The sequence below is a fragment of the Alteribacter natronophilus genome (assembly GCF_006007885.1).
Classification (GTDB): Bacteria; Bacillota; Bacilli; order Bacillales; family Salisediminibacteriaceae; genus Alteribacter; species Alteribacter natronophilus.
In genome coordinates this window covers 150,294-165,433 of record NZ_VCRO01000004.1, presented here as the reverse complement: position 1 = coordinate 165,433, position 15,140 = coordinate 150,294, and the positions used below count along the sequence as shown (strand labels likewise).

General features: G+C 51.0%; 19 protein-coding genes. 5 read left to right on the top strand and 14 right to left on the bottom strand.

Going from position 1 to position 15,140, the window contains the following annotated elements:
- The first annotated feature begins 9 nt into the window (after positions 1 to 9).
- Complete coding sequence (locus FGB90_RS13655; RefSeq protein WP_138811405.1) at positions 10 to 189, top strand: small acid-soluble spore protein H; 180 nt, start codon at positions 10 to 12, stop codon at positions 187 to 189.
- A 22-nt stretch (positions 190 to 211) separates the two neighbouring features.
- Positions 212 to 406: a hypothetical protein gene (locus FGB90_RS13650; RefSeq protein ID WP_138811404.1), complete on the top strand. Its 195-nt coding sequence runs from the start codon at positions 212 to 214 to the stop codon at positions 404 to 406.
- 278 nt (positions 407 to 684) lie between these two features.
- Here the strand turns inward: FGB90_RS13650 and FGB90_RS19740 are convergent, their stop codons facing one another.
- On the bottom strand, positions 685 to 843 hold the full coding sequence (locus FGB90_RS19740) for a hypothetical protein (RefSeq protein ID WP_171051833.1): 159 nt from the start codon (positions 841 to 843) through the stop codon (positions 685 to 687).
- Positions 844 to 1,034: 191 nt separating this feature from the next.
- Between FGB90_RS19740 and FGB90_RS13645 the strand changes: the two genes are divergently transcribed.
- From FGB90_RS13645 to FGB90_RS13635, 3 genes are all read left to right on the top strand, one after another.
- Positions 1,035 to 2,009, top strand: a complete 975-nt coding sequence (locus FGB90_RS13645; protein WP_138811403.1) for a D-2-hydroxyacid dehydrogenase — start codon at positions 1,035 to 1,037, stop codon at positions 2,007 to 2,009.
- A 379-nt stretch (positions 2,010 to 2,388) separates the two neighbouring features.
- A complete protein-coding gene (locus tag FGB90_RS13640; RefSeq protein ID WP_138811402.1) occupies positions 2,389 to 4,392 on the top strand; it encodes a M6 family metalloprotease domain-containing protein in 2,004 nt (667 codons plus the stop codon).
- A gap of 65 nt (positions 4,393 to 4,457) precedes the next feature.
- Entirely contained in the window at positions 4,458 to 5,375 is a 918-nt protein-coding gene (locus FGB90_RS13635; protein ID WP_138811401.1) for a peptidylprolyl isomerase, read from the top strand.
- Between the two features lie 115 nt (positions 5,376 to 5,490).
- Here the strand turns inward: FGB90_RS13635 and FGB90_RS13630 are convergent, their stop codons facing one another.
- From FGB90_RS13630 to FGB90_RS13580, 13 genes are all read right to left on the bottom strand, one after another.
- The gene (locus FGB90_RS13630) at positions 5,491 to 6,255 is read right to left on the bottom strand and encodes a putative hydro-lyase (protein WP_210237241.1); all 765 of its coding nucleotides are present in this window, start codon (positions 6,253 to 6,255) and stop codon (positions 5,491 to 5,493) included.
- Positions 6,256 to 6,275: 20 nt separating this feature from the next.
- Positions 6,276 to 7,061, bottom strand: a complete 786-nt coding sequence (locus tag FGB90_RS13625; protein WP_138811399.1) for a carbon-nitrogen family hydrolase — start codon at positions 7,059 to 7,061, stop codon at positions 6,276 to 6,278.
- On the bottom strand, positions 6,982 to 7,932 hold the full coding sequence (locus FGB90_RS13620) for an alpha/beta fold hydrolase (RefSeq protein ID WP_138811398.1): 951 nt from the start codon (positions 7,930 to 7,932) through the stop codon (positions 6,982 to 6,984). Before FGB90_RS13620 ends, FGB90_RS13625 begins: the two co-directional genes overlap by 80 nt.
- The gene (locus tag FGB90_RS13615) at positions 7,929 to 8,447 is read right to left on the bottom strand and encodes a PH domain-containing protein (protein ID WP_138811397.1); all 519 of its coding nucleotides are present in this window, start codon (positions 8,445 to 8,447) and stop codon (positions 7,929 to 7,931) included. Before FGB90_RS13615 ends, FGB90_RS13620 begins: the two co-directional genes overlap by 4 nt.
- A 245-nt stretch (positions 8,448 to 8,692) precedes the next feature.
- The gene (locus FGB90_RS13610) at positions 8,693 to 9,301 is read right to left on the bottom strand and encodes a hypothetical protein (protein WP_138811396.1); all 609 of its coding nucleotides are present in this window, start codon (positions 9,299 to 9,301) and stop codon (positions 8,693 to 8,695) included.
- A gap of 59 nt (positions 9,302 to 9,360) precedes the next feature.
- Positions 9,361 to 9,759: a VOC family protein gene (locus FGB90_RS13605; protein ID WP_138811395.1), complete on the bottom strand. Its 399-nt coding sequence runs from the start codon at positions 9,757 to 9,759 to the stop codon at positions 9,361 to 9,363.
- A gap of 214 nt (positions 9,760 to 9,973) precedes the next feature.
- Positions 9,974 to 10,735, bottom strand: coding sequence for a RibD family protein (locus FGB90_RS13600; protein WP_138811394.1), 762 nt, complete (start codon positions 10,733 to 10,735; stop codon positions 9,974 to 9,976).
- Between the two features lie 73 nt (positions 10,736 to 10,808).
- The gene (gene guaC / locus FGB90_RS13595) at positions 10,809 to 11,792 is read right to left on the bottom strand and encodes a GMP reductase (protein WP_138811393.1); all 984 of its coding nucleotides are present in this window, start codon (positions 11,790 to 11,792) and stop codon (positions 10,809 to 10,811) included.
- A gap of 325 nt (positions 11,793 to 12,117) precedes the next feature.
- On the bottom strand, positions 12,118 to 12,282 hold the full coding sequence (locus FGB90_RS19735; RefSeq protein WP_171051831.1) for a hypothetical protein: 165 nt from the start codon (positions 12,280 to 12,282) through the stop codon (positions 12,118 to 12,120).
- Positions 12,283 to 12,344: 62 nt separating this feature from the next.
- Positions 12,345 to 12,905, bottom strand: a complete 561-nt coding sequence (locus FGB90_RS13590) for an NUDIX domain-containing protein (RefSeq protein ID WP_138811392.1) — start codon at positions 12,903 to 12,905, stop codon at positions 12,345 to 12,347.
- A gap of 119 nt (positions 12,906 to 13,024) precedes the next feature.
- Entirely contained in the window at positions 13,025 to 13,600 is a 576-nt protein-coding gene (locus FGB90_RS13585) for a hypothetical protein (protein WP_138811391.1), read from the bottom strand.
- 63 nt (positions 13,601 to 13,663) lie between these two features.
- The gene (locus FGB90_RS19730; protein ID WP_171051830.1) at positions 13,664 to 13,804 is read right to left on the bottom strand and encodes a hypothetical protein; all 141 of its coding nucleotides are present in this window, start codon (positions 13,802 to 13,804) and stop codon (positions 13,664 to 13,666) included.
- An 18-nt stretch (positions 13,805 to 13,822) separates the two neighbouring features.
- Positions 13,823 to 15,079, bottom strand: coding sequence for a tetratricopeptide repeat protein (locus FGB90_RS13580; RefSeq protein ID WP_138811390.1), 1,257 nt, complete (start codon positions 15,077 to 15,079; stop codon positions 13,823 to 13,825).
- Between the last annotated feature and the right edge of the window lie 61 nt (positions 15,080 to 15,140).

The window sequence follows — 15,140 nt, the reverse complement described above, 5'->3', positions numbered from 1 at the left end:
GTGCGCAGCATGCATGCAGGACGCGCAAGTGAAATCAGCCAGTCACCTATGATGGCAAACGTTACCTACTTTAACACCCAGGTCTACATTCAGCACGTGGACGAACAGAGAGGTACAGCCCGGATTTACCCGCTGGACAACCCCCAGCAGGAACAGGAAGTTCCTCTTTCGCAGCTCACCGAGCACTGATCGCATAGGAGGCGAATAAATTTTGAGCAAGTGGAACGAACAGGCTGGACACAACCTGAACACTGACGCCCGTGAAGCGATGAACAGCGCCGCAATGGAAGATGAAAAGATTGAAGCAGATGTGAAAAAGCAGAACGGCCTCGGCGCCCATGAAGCAGCCGGCCGTGAAATACCAGTTCGTGCGGAAAGACGAAAAGATACAGACGGGCCGAGGTAATCCGGTCCGTTTTTTCTGCTGTTTTTCTTTCCTGAGGCGTTCTCAATAGCGCTCCGTTTTTAATACTTTACCATGCCCCTGATTACTCGTCAGGACAAAAAAATGGCTCTGTTAAAGTTCGTTTTTGATTTTCGCTCACTGCGCTCCCTTTCCGCAGGAGTGTCGCGCGTTCTCTCCAATCAACTATTAAAAATCAACATTAAGATTTAACAGAGCAAAAAAAATAAGCCGCTTCGGCAGCGGCCTCCTTCCGGCAGCGGAAGAAGCTCGGTTTTCCATCAGCTTCCTGCTTCCTCGAGCATCATTCTGTTGGTGTAACGGCACTTTTCAAGTTCGAGTTCCTGGAGTGAAAGCTGTGTAATGATGCGGCCATCTTCAGTTTCAAAGACACCTTCCCTGTTCAGTTCCTGAATGATAATCTGCCGTCGCAATTCCAAAGTATGATTCCTCCTCGTTTTTCCATCTATTACTTTTAAGTACCCCCCATCAGAATTTCCAAACATGTACAATGTAAATTTTTTGTAAGCTGGTTTCCGTTCGATTCTGACGGTTTATGACTCCCGTTCGTTTACCTGGTCTATGCTATACTTTTTTTATGAAACCAAATGACGAACTGGAGGAGTTTACGATGTCCCAATCCGATTCTGCGCGGAAACTGCTGATCACCCATAATATTGCCGACCTCCACCTTGAGGAAGTGAAATCAATTGTCCCTGACTGGGACGTGATTGCCGGTAAAGAAAGCGATGTGTGGCTTCCCCACATCCAGGACGCCGAAGTAATCGCCGGCTGGAAAAAAGAAATGAACGATCCGGTCAGAAACGGTTCATCGAATCTTCGCTGGCTGCAGACGTGGAGCGCGGGCATTAACGGACTGCCCCTCGCTGAACTCGAGGAAGGCAGCGTAACAACGACCAGTGCCAACGGAGTGCACGCCAATCCGATATCAGAAACCATTCTCGCCCTTATGCTCGGCCTGACGAGAAACATCCATACATACGTCCGCCAGCAGCAGACGAAAACGTGGCACCACGCAAATAACGGGCTGGAAATGCACGGGAAAACAGCAGCCGTCGTGGGGGCCGGGTCCATCGGCCGGGAAACGGCACGCCTCTTGAAGGCATTCGGCATGAGGACCCTCGGCGTCCGACGCTCCGGAGAACCTTGCGAATGGATTGACGAGATGACTACGCCGGACAGGCTTGATGAGCTCCTGCCCCGTTGTGACTACGTAATCGCAACGCTTCCTCTGACCGACGACACGTCTCAGATGTTTGGAAAAAAGCAGTTTAACCTCATGAAGGAAACCGCCTTTTTTATCAATATCGGCCGCGGCGGACTCGTCGTTGAAGAAGAACTCATTCAGGCGCTTGAAGCCGGTACAATCGCCGGAGCCGGACTGGATGTGTTTGAAAAGGAGCCGCTCGGTGATGACAGCCCGCTCTGGGAGATGAAGCAGGTGATTGTCACCCCGCATACGTCCGGGTCGACGGTCTACTACAACGAGCGGGTGATGGAGGATATTTTCATTCCAAACCTGAAAGCCTATGTGGCCGGTAAGTCGCTTCCGGTTAACGAGCTGGAATACGGGAAAGGGTACTGAATAGTAATTGGGGCGGGCCGTAAAGGTCTGCCCCCTTTTTTTACCTCTCCCGTCAGGGTTTCTGCATCCTGCCGTCCGAAAAGACCCGGGCTTTTTTTCACACGCATCCCCAAACCTGCTGCCTCACGATATTTTTCCTCTAAAACTTTTCCACTCCATTTTTCCCAAATTAGCTTCCTCCTGTCCTCAGTACTATACTCTCTCATTATTCTCATATACTTTCACTCTCTTCCGCCCTCATACTTTCTGCTCAACTTAAATTTAGGAATACTAAATATTCGTAATATTTGTTATGTTTAGGGTGTCTAAATGCCAGAACTTCAAGGAGGTGAAGACGGGCTCGACTGAGACTGAGTTCAATTATTAAAGGAGGGCTATTGTGAAGGTAAAAAAAACACCATTACTTCTTTCTCTCACCGGACTGCTTCTCTTTTCCTCGACTACCGCTTTTGCTTCTCCACCAGGTCAGTCAGAATTTCCCGATCCGATTGATGAGGAAACGTGGGAACTCCCGCGCGATATGACATGGGACGATTACAGGCCGATTCCCGGGATCAACTGGAACGAGGCGGATCATATTGAACCCGAACTCGACATAAAAGGGGCTATTGTCCTCGTGGACTTCCCCGACCAGGAATTTATCCTGAGCCAGCCTGAGGGGTCCGACCCTGCCGGAAACCCGATCGGCGTTGGTGATATTCCCCGTGAAGAGCTTCCGCAGTGGTGGCTGGATTACTTAAATACGCCGTCTGAGCTGAACCACTACCGTACGATTGATGAGTTCTGGCGGGAGAATTCCTTTGGCCAGTGGGCGGTGGATCTCGATGCCTACGGTGTCTATGAAATGGAGCACAACATGTTCCAGTACGGGATGGGTGAATTCGGCCAGCAGGTGGACATGCCTGAGGGTTACAGCACCTATAACCTGATGAACCACGCGCTGGCGGCTGCAGAAGAGGATATTGAAGATTCCGGTATTGACTACGATTTTACGTTTATCGTTCATGCAGGCTACAACGAATCCGACGTGTGGCAGCAGTTCGGTGAAATGATGTTTGAAAATCCGGAGGACGTGACGGACGAATTCGGTCCGCCGGAAGAGTACCGGGACGAGCTGAATAACTGGGCCAACACCCGATACGTATCGTGGACTTCGTGGCTGGCAGCATCCAGTCTCTGGGCACGGGCCAACATCAGTCAGGGGATTTCCCTTCAGGGGGAAAGCAGCGGAATGGCTGTATTTGCACATGAATTCGGCCACATTATGGAGCTTCTCGACAACTATAACAACCCTTATGCGGATCCGGTTTCCCGGACGTACTCCGGACCGTGGGAACTGATGAGCCGCGGTGCCTTTAACGGACCGGGCGGAAATCACACCCGCTGGACGATCCCGTCCTATGAAGGGGCCTCCGCTCCGTCCCACCACATGCTGCGCAACAAAATCAAACAGGGCTACATCACGGAAGACCAGTACGTGAACGTCAACCGGGATGATCTGGAGGAAACAGGTCCTGTTTTTGCTGAAGTACTGAGCCGCTCGGTTCCTTCCGGTGAGCAATTCGGCCGGGACGGTCTTTACGGCCTCAACATTGAAATGGTGGATCATACCCCAAGGAATTATCTTGAAGACGACTGGCGTGCAGACATGCAGCGGGGCGAACGGTGGTATAACAACTACACCATCGAAGTCGTTGACCGTGTAGGCTTTGACTCCTTCCAGATGGATGCAGGGGTTCTGATGGCCAAAACAAGAAACAATGAAGCCTGGCCGAATATCTGGGTTATTGATGCCCATCCGGAGGATATTGAACTCGTCGACTTTGTAAGGCCTGATGGAACTGAGGAGATGCTTTCCCTCGGTGACTATCAGCAGCTAGCTAACTCCCTGTTTAAAGCGGGAACAGCCGACGGGGTTGTAAACGAATATGTGGATGAATATAACCGCCTCCACTTCTATGTGCTCGATAAGGTTGTCGCAGACGACGAAGCACTGTCCTACCGGGTAGCCGTGCGCCACCTGGACGGAGCAGGTCCTTATGAGCGCGGAGTGACCGCCGCTGCAGGAGATGTCGATCATGCAGCACCGGGAAGAATCGCCACTTATACGTTTGAAGTCACCAATACCGGTGAAGAAACTGATATTTTCCGCCTTGAAACAGATATCGAGGCAGACTGGGAGCATGTGCTCAAAAACAACCTGATTGAAGTGGAAGCAGGGGAAACTGCAGAGGTCCCTGTTTACGTTCAGATTCCTGAGCCTGGCAGCGGGCAGGGGCCGCGTCCGACAGAGATGACGTTTACAGCTTCATCCGAAACAGATGAAAGCCAGTCATCCGAGACAACGCGCCGTGTCGGTCCGGGCAGGGGCAACGGAAGATAATTGCCTTTTGGGCGGACCGGCTCTGGTCCGCCTCTTACATAACTGAGTAAAGGAGTGCTTTTCTTATGAAAAAGTCAGCAGGAATACTCGCAGCCGGACTGGGACTTGCCGTCCTGACTGCCTGTACGGGAAATGAAAGTGACGCCTCCACGGAGGAAAGAACGGTAAGTGGTGACGATGTCGTAGCGGAAACAGCAGCAGGCGTCATTACCGGGGATGAGTTCTATGAAGCGCTGGTCGACCGTTTCGGCAAAACAGTTCTGCAGGAACTTGTCACCATTCAGATTCTGGAGGAGCACTACACAGTCAGTGACCAGGATGTGGAGCGGGAAGTGGACATGCTGAAAGAACAGATTGGAGAAGACTTTGATCTGTGGCTTGACCAGCAGGGATATGGAAACGAAGCCTCCTTCCGGAACATGGTCAAGGTGACCCTCCTGCAGGAAGAAGCTAAAGCGGACGGTATAGAAGTCACGGATGAAGAGATTGAAGCGCGCTATGCTGATATGAACACCGAAGTCGAGGCCAGTCATATTCTCGTTGACGATTCTGATACGGCAGAGGAAGTGAAAACACTTCTCGATGAAGGAGCCGATTTCAGTGAGCTTGCAGCCGAATACTCTACAGACCCTTCCAACTCAGACAGCGGTGGAGACCTGGGCTTTTTCGCCACAGGTATGATGGTACCGGAATTTGAAGAGGCTGCCTTCAGCATGGATCCTGGTGACATCAGCGATCCTGTAGCCACACAGTTCGGCTACCATATTATTAAAGTGACCGATAAAAGAGATCCGGGTGATAGTGAAGAAAGCCTCGAGGAACAGAAACGGGAAATCAGGAACTCAATCGTGAACGAAAAAGTGGATCCTGCAGAAGCCCACAGCCGGATCGGATCCCTGATCAGCGAGGAACTGCTTGAGGTGCAAATCGATGGTATGGATGAGCTGTTTGACCTTGGAGAACCTGCACAGGATACGGAATAAAAGTCCAGAGCCTGAACATGTGAAACGCCGCTCCCAGTCCGGGAGCGGCGTTTTGCAGATTCTAATTATTTTTGTAGTGCTCTTGAACGCCTCTGCGAAGGGACGTCCGATTCAATTAGAGTTCATCGTACTTTTTATCCGTCACAAACATATGTCCCGGCTCATGAGTAATGACAATCGGTAATCTTGCTTGGAGAATAGCTTCCTGGGGAGTAACGCCGCAGGCCCAGAATACCGGGACTTCATCGTGGCGCACCTCAACGGCCTCTCCGTAATCAGGACGATTCAAATCAGCTATTCCGATCCTCTCAGGGTCACCAGCGTGTACAGGTGCCCCGTGAACTTTTGGAAAACGGCCTGTAATTTCATATGCCAGAATGACTTTATCCTTGCGAACCGGCCTCATGGAAACTACCATTTCCCCCCCGAAAGGACCGGCAGGCTCTGTATCAATACTTGTTTTATACATGGCCACGTTTTTGTTCTCCGTGATATGGCGAAGCGGGACTCCCTCAGTTACGAGAGCATCTTCAAAAGTGAAACTGCACCCGATTAAAAAACTGACGAAGTCGTCCTGCCAAAGCTCCTCAATGGACGTCAGCCGGTCTGTCAGTGCCCCGTTCCTGTACACCCTGTAACCCGGAAGGTCTTTACGGATGTCGGCATCCGGAGCCAGCACCGGACTCCAGGACCCCGGCGGCAGCTGCTCAAGCACCGGACAGGGTTTCGGGTTTAGCTTTGCATACTCCTGGAAGTCGGCCGCATATATCTTCGGCATTACAACAAGGTTTGTCTGAAGATAATCAGAACAGACACCTGTTGTGGGTGTGTTCCATGCCCCACTTCGGATTTCTCCACGAATCCGGGATGGTGTTCTCATTTGGCTCATCCTCCCTGATATTAATAAAACTCCGGAACCCGGCTGTCAAAAATCGGGACCCTGCGGCGCACGTCTTTAACATTTTCCAGATCAAGGGACGTATGCAGAAACTCCTCCTGATCAGGGCTTCCCTTCGCCAGGATGTTCCCCCAGGGGTCCGTAATCATGGACCGGCCGGCAAAATCAACACCGTCGTAGCTGCCGATCCGATTGGAGGAGATTACGTACATCTGATTTTCGATGGCTCTTGCCTGCTGAAGGATTTCCCAGTGACCGGCACGGGCATCGGGCCACTCGGCGGGAATAAACAGGGCCTGGGCCCCTTCAAGAGCCAGCTGGCGGATAATTTCCGGAAAGCGCAGGTCGTAACAGATGATGAGCCCCATCTTCACACCATCAAGCTCAAACACTTTTACTTTTTCCCGACCTGGGGCAAGGTAGTAAGGTTCGTTGAGCATGGGAACAAGATGAAGTTTGTCGTAGTGATAGACGAGTTTCCCACTGCGGTCGATCACGATTGCCCGGTTATATACTTTCTCCTCTTCAAGAACAGCGATGGACCCGCCTACGATATGTACATTGTTTTTGACTGCAAGCTGCTGCAGGAGTTCCACCGTTTTGCTTTCCATTTCCTCGGCATGCCGGTGGAGGTCGGGCAGGGTGTAGGCGGTCGTCCACATTTCCGGCAGCACGACGAGGTCGGTATCTGCGGCGCTCACCTCCCGCTCAAAGCGCTCTTTCATGGCCTGCCGGTTCGCCTCCGGATCGCCGGGAATGATGTCGGTTTGAAAGGTTACGATATTCATGCGGTTCACCTCCGTGAATGTTTTCATTTGTTATTGTCTCCGTTCTTACTTTTTCCCGAAACGAATTAACCATATCACAGAACAGTTCCTTTTCCTCGAGAAAAGGTGAATGATTGCTTTTTTCAAAGGTGATGAGCCGGGCGCCTGGAATGAGAGCCGCTATTTCCTCCGAAAACACGTGAGGACACTGGGTATCGTGGCGGCCGCAGTAGATCCAGGCCGGGATCTGGACTTTCTTCAGGCTGTCTCTGAGATCGAAGTCAGGCAGTTCCTTGAACGAGTAGTAATCGAGACGCTCCTTCACCACACTGCCGCTGCTCGGCTGAGAGAAGTACTGATCATAGTTTTCCGGAGCGTAAAGGGACATTTCCGTCCATTCCCGTCCGGCCGCCTTTCGTTCATCAGTCGTAGATTCAGTCGACTGAAGCACCTTCAGGCACGCAAGCACCCTTTTATTGAGGGGGCTTGCGGGACTGTACATGCTCCCTTCGTGTTTCATATATTCGTTGGAGGCTGCCGCTCCTCCTGCGAGAAGTTTTGTGAGGGATTCGGGATGCACGATAGCGTACACGAGACCGAGCATCCCGCCTGTGGAATGGCCTGCAAACGCCCAGCGGGAGAGCCCGAGCGATTTTCGCACTGCTTCAAGATCCCGTACACCTGATTCCATGCTCATGTCCTGTTCATCTTTGACAGGCTCAGAGTTTCCGGCACCTTTCAGGTTCACGAGATAAACCTCAAACGCTTCTGTCAGGGTATCGGCAAAGTAGTTTCCCCGTTCGTTAAAGGCGCTGTAAAGATGGGTGACGCAGACCGGATCTCCTGTACCCGCTGTAAATACTTCAAACGTTCCGCGTTCGGTTTCACTCAATCCTCTGTTTTTTCCACATGTGAGGTCCTCCCGGTTTCCTGCTGGTTAATATGTCTATCAAGCTGAATTTTAACGGCAAGTTCAGAGTCTATCTTTAAGCCCGGGCACCGGTCTTTCAGTGCCCGGACAAATCCGGCCTGATCCCCCGGAGAAATTTTTACGTCAGTATTGAAGCCGCCTTCGTAGTGAATCTGGATTCCTCCTGGTGAAAGCATCATCCGAAACCCGCCCATAGTGTCTTTTGCAGGAGCGACCAACGTAATCCGGTCATAGGAAATCACAGACCGGAACGGCCCTGCTTTCACTTTCAGTCCGCGCGTATCAAGTATGTATTTCACCTCCGCAGCCGTCCAGACGAAAAACACAGTGGCAATCAACCCGGTGATGCCGAAAAACAAGCCTGCTGCCTGGGATTCGGCGTGGAATGCCGGAATGAAAAAGGAGAATACGACGAGCAGTGCCACAGCTGAACTGTACCACCAGTAGCCGCGGATCCTTTTCGGCAGAAAGACCATGTTTCAGCTTCACTCCTTTTTAATCACCGGTACTCCTTTCGACACAAGGCGTCGTGATTCCTTTCCCGGGAAATAGCCTGACCGCTGTTTCGACTCGGAACAGGATGGTCGTTTCTTTTACTTCGACACGGTATGCGGGTTAAATAAACGTTTGTTTAAACGACAGTTTCCCGGCTTTTTTGTCGTGAGTGGACGAAAAAAAGCCCGCCGGTGTACAGGCGGACTCTCCGGGGGATGAAGAAAGGCTACTCACCGACAATGAATTCCACTTCACCCTCCAGCCGGATGTGGTCACCACCCTGCTTCCCTTCCATGACGGTGAATTCAGCATAGCCGTTCACCACGTAATGCCCTTTCGGAAATCCTTCGTTTTCATGAATGTCCTCCATAAAAGTCCGGTATGACTCGGGATCCGTTTCACCATAACCGCCTGCGGGTCCTTCAAATGTCTCCGTTATGGAATCGCCTGGACCAAAGGTTGTTCCTCCACCCATATCGATCTGGTAATAACCAACCTCAAAGCCTCTGTCCCGTTCCTCCATCGGAAACCAGAACGGCGAGGGGTTATGGGTGATATCGATTTCCTCTTCATCGCCCGTGTACGTCAGCTCGGCGTGGAGGAGAATTTCCTCGTACTCCTGGTAGTAGGCTTCATCGAGCCAAATCCGGTAGGTAAAGTCCCCGTCCTCTGCTTCGTCACTTGTCTGAAGCTCTCTTTCCTGCCCTTCTGCTTCATCTTCCGAACCTTCTCCGGCCGTGCCGTCTGCCCGGTATTCGTCGTCCTGCCCACCTGTCCCGCATGCAGACAGGAATAGCAGGCATGCACTTGCGCCTGCAAAATACGTTTGTTTCATCGGCTGCACCTCCACTTTTACAGACGCTACCAGTGATTTGGGGTTACGGTGAGGGCTTGTTAGAGATGGTTTTTATATTGCGGACTGAGTTCGCTCCACACATCAAACGGATTACCGTCCTGATCGTAAAACACGAAGTTGCGACCGACGTGGCCGCGGTTTTCAATGTCGCCGGTTTTTACGCCTTTTTCGTTCATATCGGCATGGAGATTTTTAAGAGCGGTGAGGCCGTCGACTTCGAAAGTGAGGGTAAAACGTCTTTTGCCGCTGCTGTCGGTAAATTCCGCCCGCTCGTCCCGGGCTGCTTTGACAAGGAAAAAGCTCTGATCCGCCAGATTCATAATGGCTTTATCCCCGTCACGGTACTCCTCCTCGGCACCGAGTTTCTCCTTATACCAGCGGGAAGCCGTTTCCGGATGGGTCACAGGAATGTACGTTGTGCCAACGCGTTTGAGCATGTGCAGTTCCTCCTATTTTCATATTGGCTGTTTTCGGAAAGATGGTTGTTCTATGATGCTCCAGGCGGACGCTTTCCGCGGGCAACGCCTCAGCCTCCTCGGGAAAAACACCCTGCGGGGTCTTCGCCAGTTGCTTTTCCCGCAGGAGTCGCCGCCTTTCGCTACGTATATATAACTGTAAAAGCAGTTTCTTTGCGAAAACACCCTTCCAAAATCAGGGCTGAGGAACCGCCTTTTTTACTTTGTAATGAACCCAGACTGATCCTCTTCCAACAGGACGGGAGGCAAGCAGCTCCAGCTCGGTCACACCCTCAAGATCCTTCAGATCGCTGCAGTCAAAGATGGAGGGGGTGGTGTTTCCACCGACGGCCACCGGGGCCAGAACGAGGCTGATCTCGTCGATCAGACCGGCTCTCAGGAATGCGCCGTTAACCCCTCCTCCGCCGCTGATTCCAAGCCTCCTGAAACCTTTCTCGTACAGTTTTTCAAGAGCCGCAGGCAGGTCGATGAAATCCCCTGACCCTGCCTGAATATAGCTGATGTTTTTTTCTTCAAGCTGGCGTATGTAGTCCTCACTCACGTTTTCCTTCGTGACCACGATCAGCCCTTCAGTCTGGTGCCAGTTGATTCTTCCTTTCCCGTCAAATACGATATACGCCTTCGATTTCTGCGGTTCATAGACCGCCTTCTCCAGATCCACCCAGTGACTGCCGTAAACCATGAGCGTTTCGCTTCCTGAAATGAGGCCGTCACAGCCAAGATCATCGTAGAGACGGTGGGCAGCGTCATGAGCCTCCCCGTCTACTCCCGCTGCTGTCCATTCCGATACATTTCTGCCTGGTGCCGTGGTGATTTTTCCGTCCGCCGAGCTGAAAACATTCACTACTATTTCCGGTCTTGTCATCGCATGATCTCCCCTGTTCCGCTTCCCTGCTTTGATAATGTTGTTTCTCCTGTATCCCTTCTTCAGCCGCATGTTACAATTCCTTCTTTTTACAGAAAAAAGACAGCCTGACGGATCTGCCAGGCTGCCTTACTTGAAGTTCCCATTAAAATACACGATCACCGTTGAAAATGGAGTTTTTCACGATCACGTAGTCGACCGTGCGGATCGAGTCGAGGGTGTTACCGCCGGCGTAAGAGATGGAGGACTGGAGGTCCTGCTCCATTTCCGTGAGCGTGTCGGCGAGGGATCCTTTGTGTTCCACATACATCTTCTTGCCTTCCACGTTCTTCTTTTCGCCTTTCTGGAATTCAGAGGCGGAGCCGAAGTACTCTTTCACGAGTTTGCCTTCCACTTCCTTCGTCTCGCCTGGTGACTCCTCGTGTCCGGCAAACAGGGACCCGATCATGACCATCGTAGCGCCGAAGCGGATGGACTTGGCCACATCTCCGTGAGTGCGGATGCCGCCGTCTGCGATGATCGGCTTCGAAGCGGCTTTTGCACACCAGCGGAGGGCACCGAGCTGCCAGCCGCCGGTTCCGAATCCGGTTTTGATTTTCGTAATGCATACTTTACCCGGTCCGATTCCGACTTTGGTGGCGTCTGCTCCGGCATGCTCAAGTTCACGGACCGCTTCTGGTGTACCGACGTTTCCGGCAATCACAAACGTCTGCGGCAGATGCTCCTTGATATGGCCGATCATGCGGATCACCGCGTTGGAATGGCCGTGGGCAATGTCGATCGTGATGAATTCAGGTACAGCTTTTTCCTCAGCCATCATGCGGACAAAATCATACTCCTCTTCCTTCACCCCCACACTGATGGAGGCGATGAGGCCACGGTCATGCATGTCGCGCACGAATGCGAGGCGCTTTTCAGGTTCAAAGCGGTGCATGATATAGAAATAGCCTTTTTCGGCTAAAAACAGGGCAATCTTTTCATCGATGATCGTCTGCATGTTTGCAGGCACGACCGGAAGTTTAAACGTATGACCGCCGAGGGTCACACTTGTATCACACTCAGAACGACTATTTACAACGCATTTTGCGGGAATTAACTGAACATCTTCATAATCGAATACATTTTCCACACGGATCACTCCTAAAAGGCGAATGTTTATTCATTAACAATCTTTTATTGTTCGTCCATTGAGTAATGTACACGATTTCCTGTGGATTGTCAAAGAGTAATTCAGTGAAAATCACGAATATGGAACAGGTGGTGATGTGGTAACGTACGGAAAGGGATATCGATAGTGCTGGACCTGAGAAATCAACCTGTAAATCCGGGAAATCAGCCTTATCCTGCACACAATCGGCCTTTTCTTCCAAACAATCAACCTTAGGCAAAATACAGCTGAAAAAAGAATCCGCCCCTTCTTATCCAGGGGCGGATTCTTCCATAACTCTTTTTCCTCAACGTATATGATCTTTCTGCTTTCCCTGCCGGGTGAGAAAGAGCAGAGAAGCTGCTGCAATCATAAGAATGCCGAGGAGGCGTGCAAATGGAAACGGTTCGCTTTCTGCACCGAGGGCGATTATAAGCAGCAGTCCGCCGACTGCGGCCAGTAAATAAGGCATGGCCGCACCTCCTTTACTGACCACGTTCCTCACGGGGCACCCTCTGAAACAGCATTCCATCCTTACAGGCAGAAACGGGGTTCTCCCGTCTTCCGGAGAACCCTTTCCATCCCCGGTACCCCGGCACCGTCCCCCCAAAGGATCCGGTTATTTCCTACGCGGTGTTCAGGCAGTGCACTCCTGGTCAAAAATACGTAACAGAATTCATAGTGATAATGAGACGGTACCAGGCCCTCCTCCGTCTCTGCCATCTTACGAATCCGGATGTCAGCCGGAAAAACGTCAGGCAGGTGGCCCCGGTGCAGCGCGACTTCCATAGCGGTCTCATCAGCAATAATTCTTTTAGCCGCTTCCTGAGGAAGTTCCCCAGGATGAACGTGCCCTCCCGGAAGCATCCACTCCGTGCAGTTATGGCAGACCATCAGAATGCTTCCCGGTTCATTTTGGCTGAGAACGATTCCTGCAGCCGTAATGTGGGCGGGAAGGGCACTTGCTGAAAACAGCTCTTTACTTCCAATGGCAAACGAAAATAATGAATGTATATGCTTTTCTTCAGAATACCGATGCAAATACTTTTCAATCTGGTTTCTTGATTCGTGATTGATGACTGCCTGTACATTCATTATTTACCTTTCCTTTCGGTCAGGAAAGCCTGCAGAGCGGCCGGGAAAACTGATCGCCCCTCTGGCTGCCTGGGAGGTGTGGTGTGAAAAAAACAGACAGACTCGTGGTCTGTCCGGAACTATCCCTTATGTAAAAGGGCTTCTACGGCTGTCTGAAAGGTACCGAACCGGTTCCCGATTGTTCGTCCGGACGGATCCTCCTCCGAACGCCAGATATCGTAGTCTTTCTGCGTCAGCATGTCGCCGTGACAGGCAACTGCTTTTTCAAGTGCCTCGAGACATTTTTCCCTCGTCATGAACCGTTCCATGTTTCTGTAATTCGGCTCAAGGCCCGCCCTGATTTTTGCCTGGTTAAACGTACCGGCTGCACGGCTGACCTGACCGGGAGACGGTCTGTTTTCGGGATCTTCTTTGTACCACGTTCTGTACTGGCTCAGTGTAATCTGCTCAGAGTATATGAGAGCCGCCTGCTGCAGGGCTGAAATGCATTCATCACGATGTGCCTGATGCTTGTCCGGCAGATCCATTTCCATTCGGATTGCTTCGAATGTCTTTCCTGTTTCCTTCCGGATGGCAAAACTGCTCACCAGCTGCCGTTCCCGCGCAAACTGATCATATTCACGGGCACCGGGAAAATAGGAAAAATAGCGGAAAGCCTCCAGCAGTGGCTCTCTGAATCGGGTGATATCCTCCATGCTTATACCCTCCCAATGATCCGTTGAACTCCTGACATGGAGTCCAATAAGTGTACACTCTGATTAGTCCCAGTCCGGATGCTCAATGTAAGGCTTTTCGGAGTCGACGTGATGCTCGGTTACACTCCCGCTGAAGAACAGAGGAGTCAGGGAGAAAATCACAACCATACCGCCGATCAGGATGTTTCTGAAACGTTTATTCATGCCTTCACCTCCTTTCAGTTACTGCCTGCAGCCCAGGGCCTGTTTATAGTACTCGGCGCTCTGTTTATACTTGTACACTTTCCCATACAGGTCGCCAAGCTCTTCATAGGTTTCCATCAGTGCCTCTCTATCGTTGGTTTTCCGGTAGTGAGGGATCGCGGAGTTTTCAAGAAACTGAAGGTAATCCCCCCTGTTCTCCTTCAGGGACAGGCGGAGCGCCCGCAGTTTAATGACGGTGGCGTTTTCCCTGCTCCCGAGACCCAGTCCTCTGTCGATCCATTGTTCCGCTTTCCTCTGTTCCCCGGTTTTTACGTACTCCCTGGCAATGAAATAGATCGTGTTCAGGCAGGAGTCATCCTGTCCGGTACGCTTCTCCAGGCTTTTTTTATAGTAATCGACCGCTGTTTCGGGCTCTCCTTTTTCGGAGTAGAGATATCCCATGTTGTGATACACCTTTATGGTCAGATCGTCTTTCCCAAAGTAAATCGACAGGTCTAATATGTTTTTGTAGTGGAACAGCGCTTTATCGAACTGCCTGATTCTCGTATAGTTAATCCCGAGAAGCATCTGGCAGTCTATGACTCTCATATACTCGAGCCTCTCCTGAAAGACTTCCAGACACTCCATCGCATAAAACAGCGCCTGGGAGGGGGCGTTCTGATGACTGTAGGCAAGAGCTGTGTGATAAACAAGGTAGTAATCCCTGACCGGAAGCTCCTTCTGGATGGCCAGAGCTTTTTCAAAAGATTCAATCCCGCTTGATGTTTTATGTAAAATGGACAGATAAAGTCCTGTAAAGTAATGAAAGTACATTTTCTGCTCGGCAGTAAGGGTTTTATAGATACTGTCAAGCTGCGTTTTGACTGCAGCGGCTCTGTCTGTCTCTCTTTGTGCAATGTCATACCGGAACCGGATGAGCATAAAATCCGAATCAAAGGAAGGATCGTCATACTTTTTCATCAGGGTCTGGAGCCGCTCCCAGTAATCATCGATTTTATCCTTCTGCTTTTTATTAATACTTTTATAAAGCTCAGAGATCAGCTCCCCGATCTCGTGGAGATCCTGAAACACATTCCTGAAGTCGATGTTAAGCTTTTTCATGAGCAGCTGGATCGTTTCGGTATTCGGCTGGTCGATACGGTCGTTTTCCAGTTTACTCAGGTAGGTTGTCGAGCAGATTTCCTTCGCCAGCTCCTCCTGGGTAATTTCAAGATGAATTCGTTTGGCTGCTATTAATCTTCCGTACACTTTTGTAGGCCGTAGTTCTATTTTCATCTTAACCGATAACCCCTCTCTCTCCTATTGAAAAAGTACGGCTGAATTTCCCGTCAGATTC

Excerpts from the sequence above, each read along its gene's own strand:
- FGB90_RS13655 (WP_138811405.1), top strand. The coding sequence starts at position 10 with ATGCATGCAGGACGCGCAAGTGAAATCAGCCAGTCACCTATGATGGCA.
- FGB90_RS13645 (WP_138811403.1), top strand. The coding sequence starts at position 1,035 with ATGTCCCAATCCGATTCTGCGCGGAAACTGCTGATCACCCATAATATT.
- FGB90_RS13635 (WP_138811401.1), top strand. The coding sequence starts at position 4,458 with ATGAAAAAGTCAGCAGGAATACTCGCAGCCGGACTGGGACTTGCCGTC.
- FGB90_RS13630 (WP_210237241.1), bottom strand. The coding sequence starts at position 6,255 with ATGAGAACACCATCCCGGATTCGTGGAGAAATCCGAAGTGGGGCATGG.
- FGB90_RS13625 (WP_138811399.1), bottom strand. The coding sequence starts at position 7,061 with ATGAATATCGTAACCTTTCAAACCGACATCATTCCCGGCGATCCGGAG.
- FGB90_RS13615 (WP_138811397.1), bottom strand. The coding sequence starts at position 8,447 with ATGGTCTTTCTGCCGAAAAGGATCCGCGGCTACTGGTGGTACAGTTCA.
- FGB90_RS13610 (WP_138811396.1), bottom strand. The coding sequence starts at position 9,301 with ATGAAACAAACGTATTTTGCAGGCGCAAGTGCATGCCTGCTATTCCTG.
- FGB90_RS13605 (WP_138811395.1), bottom strand. The coding sequence starts at position 9,759 with ATGCTCAAACGCGTTGGCACAACGTACATTCCTGTGACCCATCCGGAA.
- FGB90_RS13600 (WP_138811394.1), bottom strand. The coding sequence starts at position 10,735 with ATGCGGCTGAAGAAGGGATACAGGAGAAACAACATTATCAAAGCAGGG.
- FGB90_RS19735 (WP_171051831.1), bottom strand. The coding sequence starts at position 12,282 with ATGCCTTATTTACTGGCCGCAGTCGGCGGACTGCTGCTTATAATCGCC.
- FGB90_RS13590 (WP_138811392.1), bottom strand. The coding sequence starts at position 12,905 with ATGAATGTACAGGCAGTCATCAATCACGAATCAAGAAACCAGATTGAA.
- FGB90_RS13585 (WP_138811391.1), bottom strand. The coding sequence starts at position 13,600 with ATGGAGGATATCACCCGATTCAGAGAGCCACTGCTGGAGGCTTTCCGC.
- FGB90_RS19730 (WP_171051830.1), bottom strand. The coding sequence starts at position 13,804 with ATGAATAAACGTTTCAGAAACATCCTGATCGGCGGTATGGTTGTGATT.
- FGB90_RS13580 (WP_138811390.1), bottom strand. The coding sequence starts at position 15,079 with ATGAAAATAGAACTACGGCCTACAAAAGTGTACGGAAGATTAATAGCA.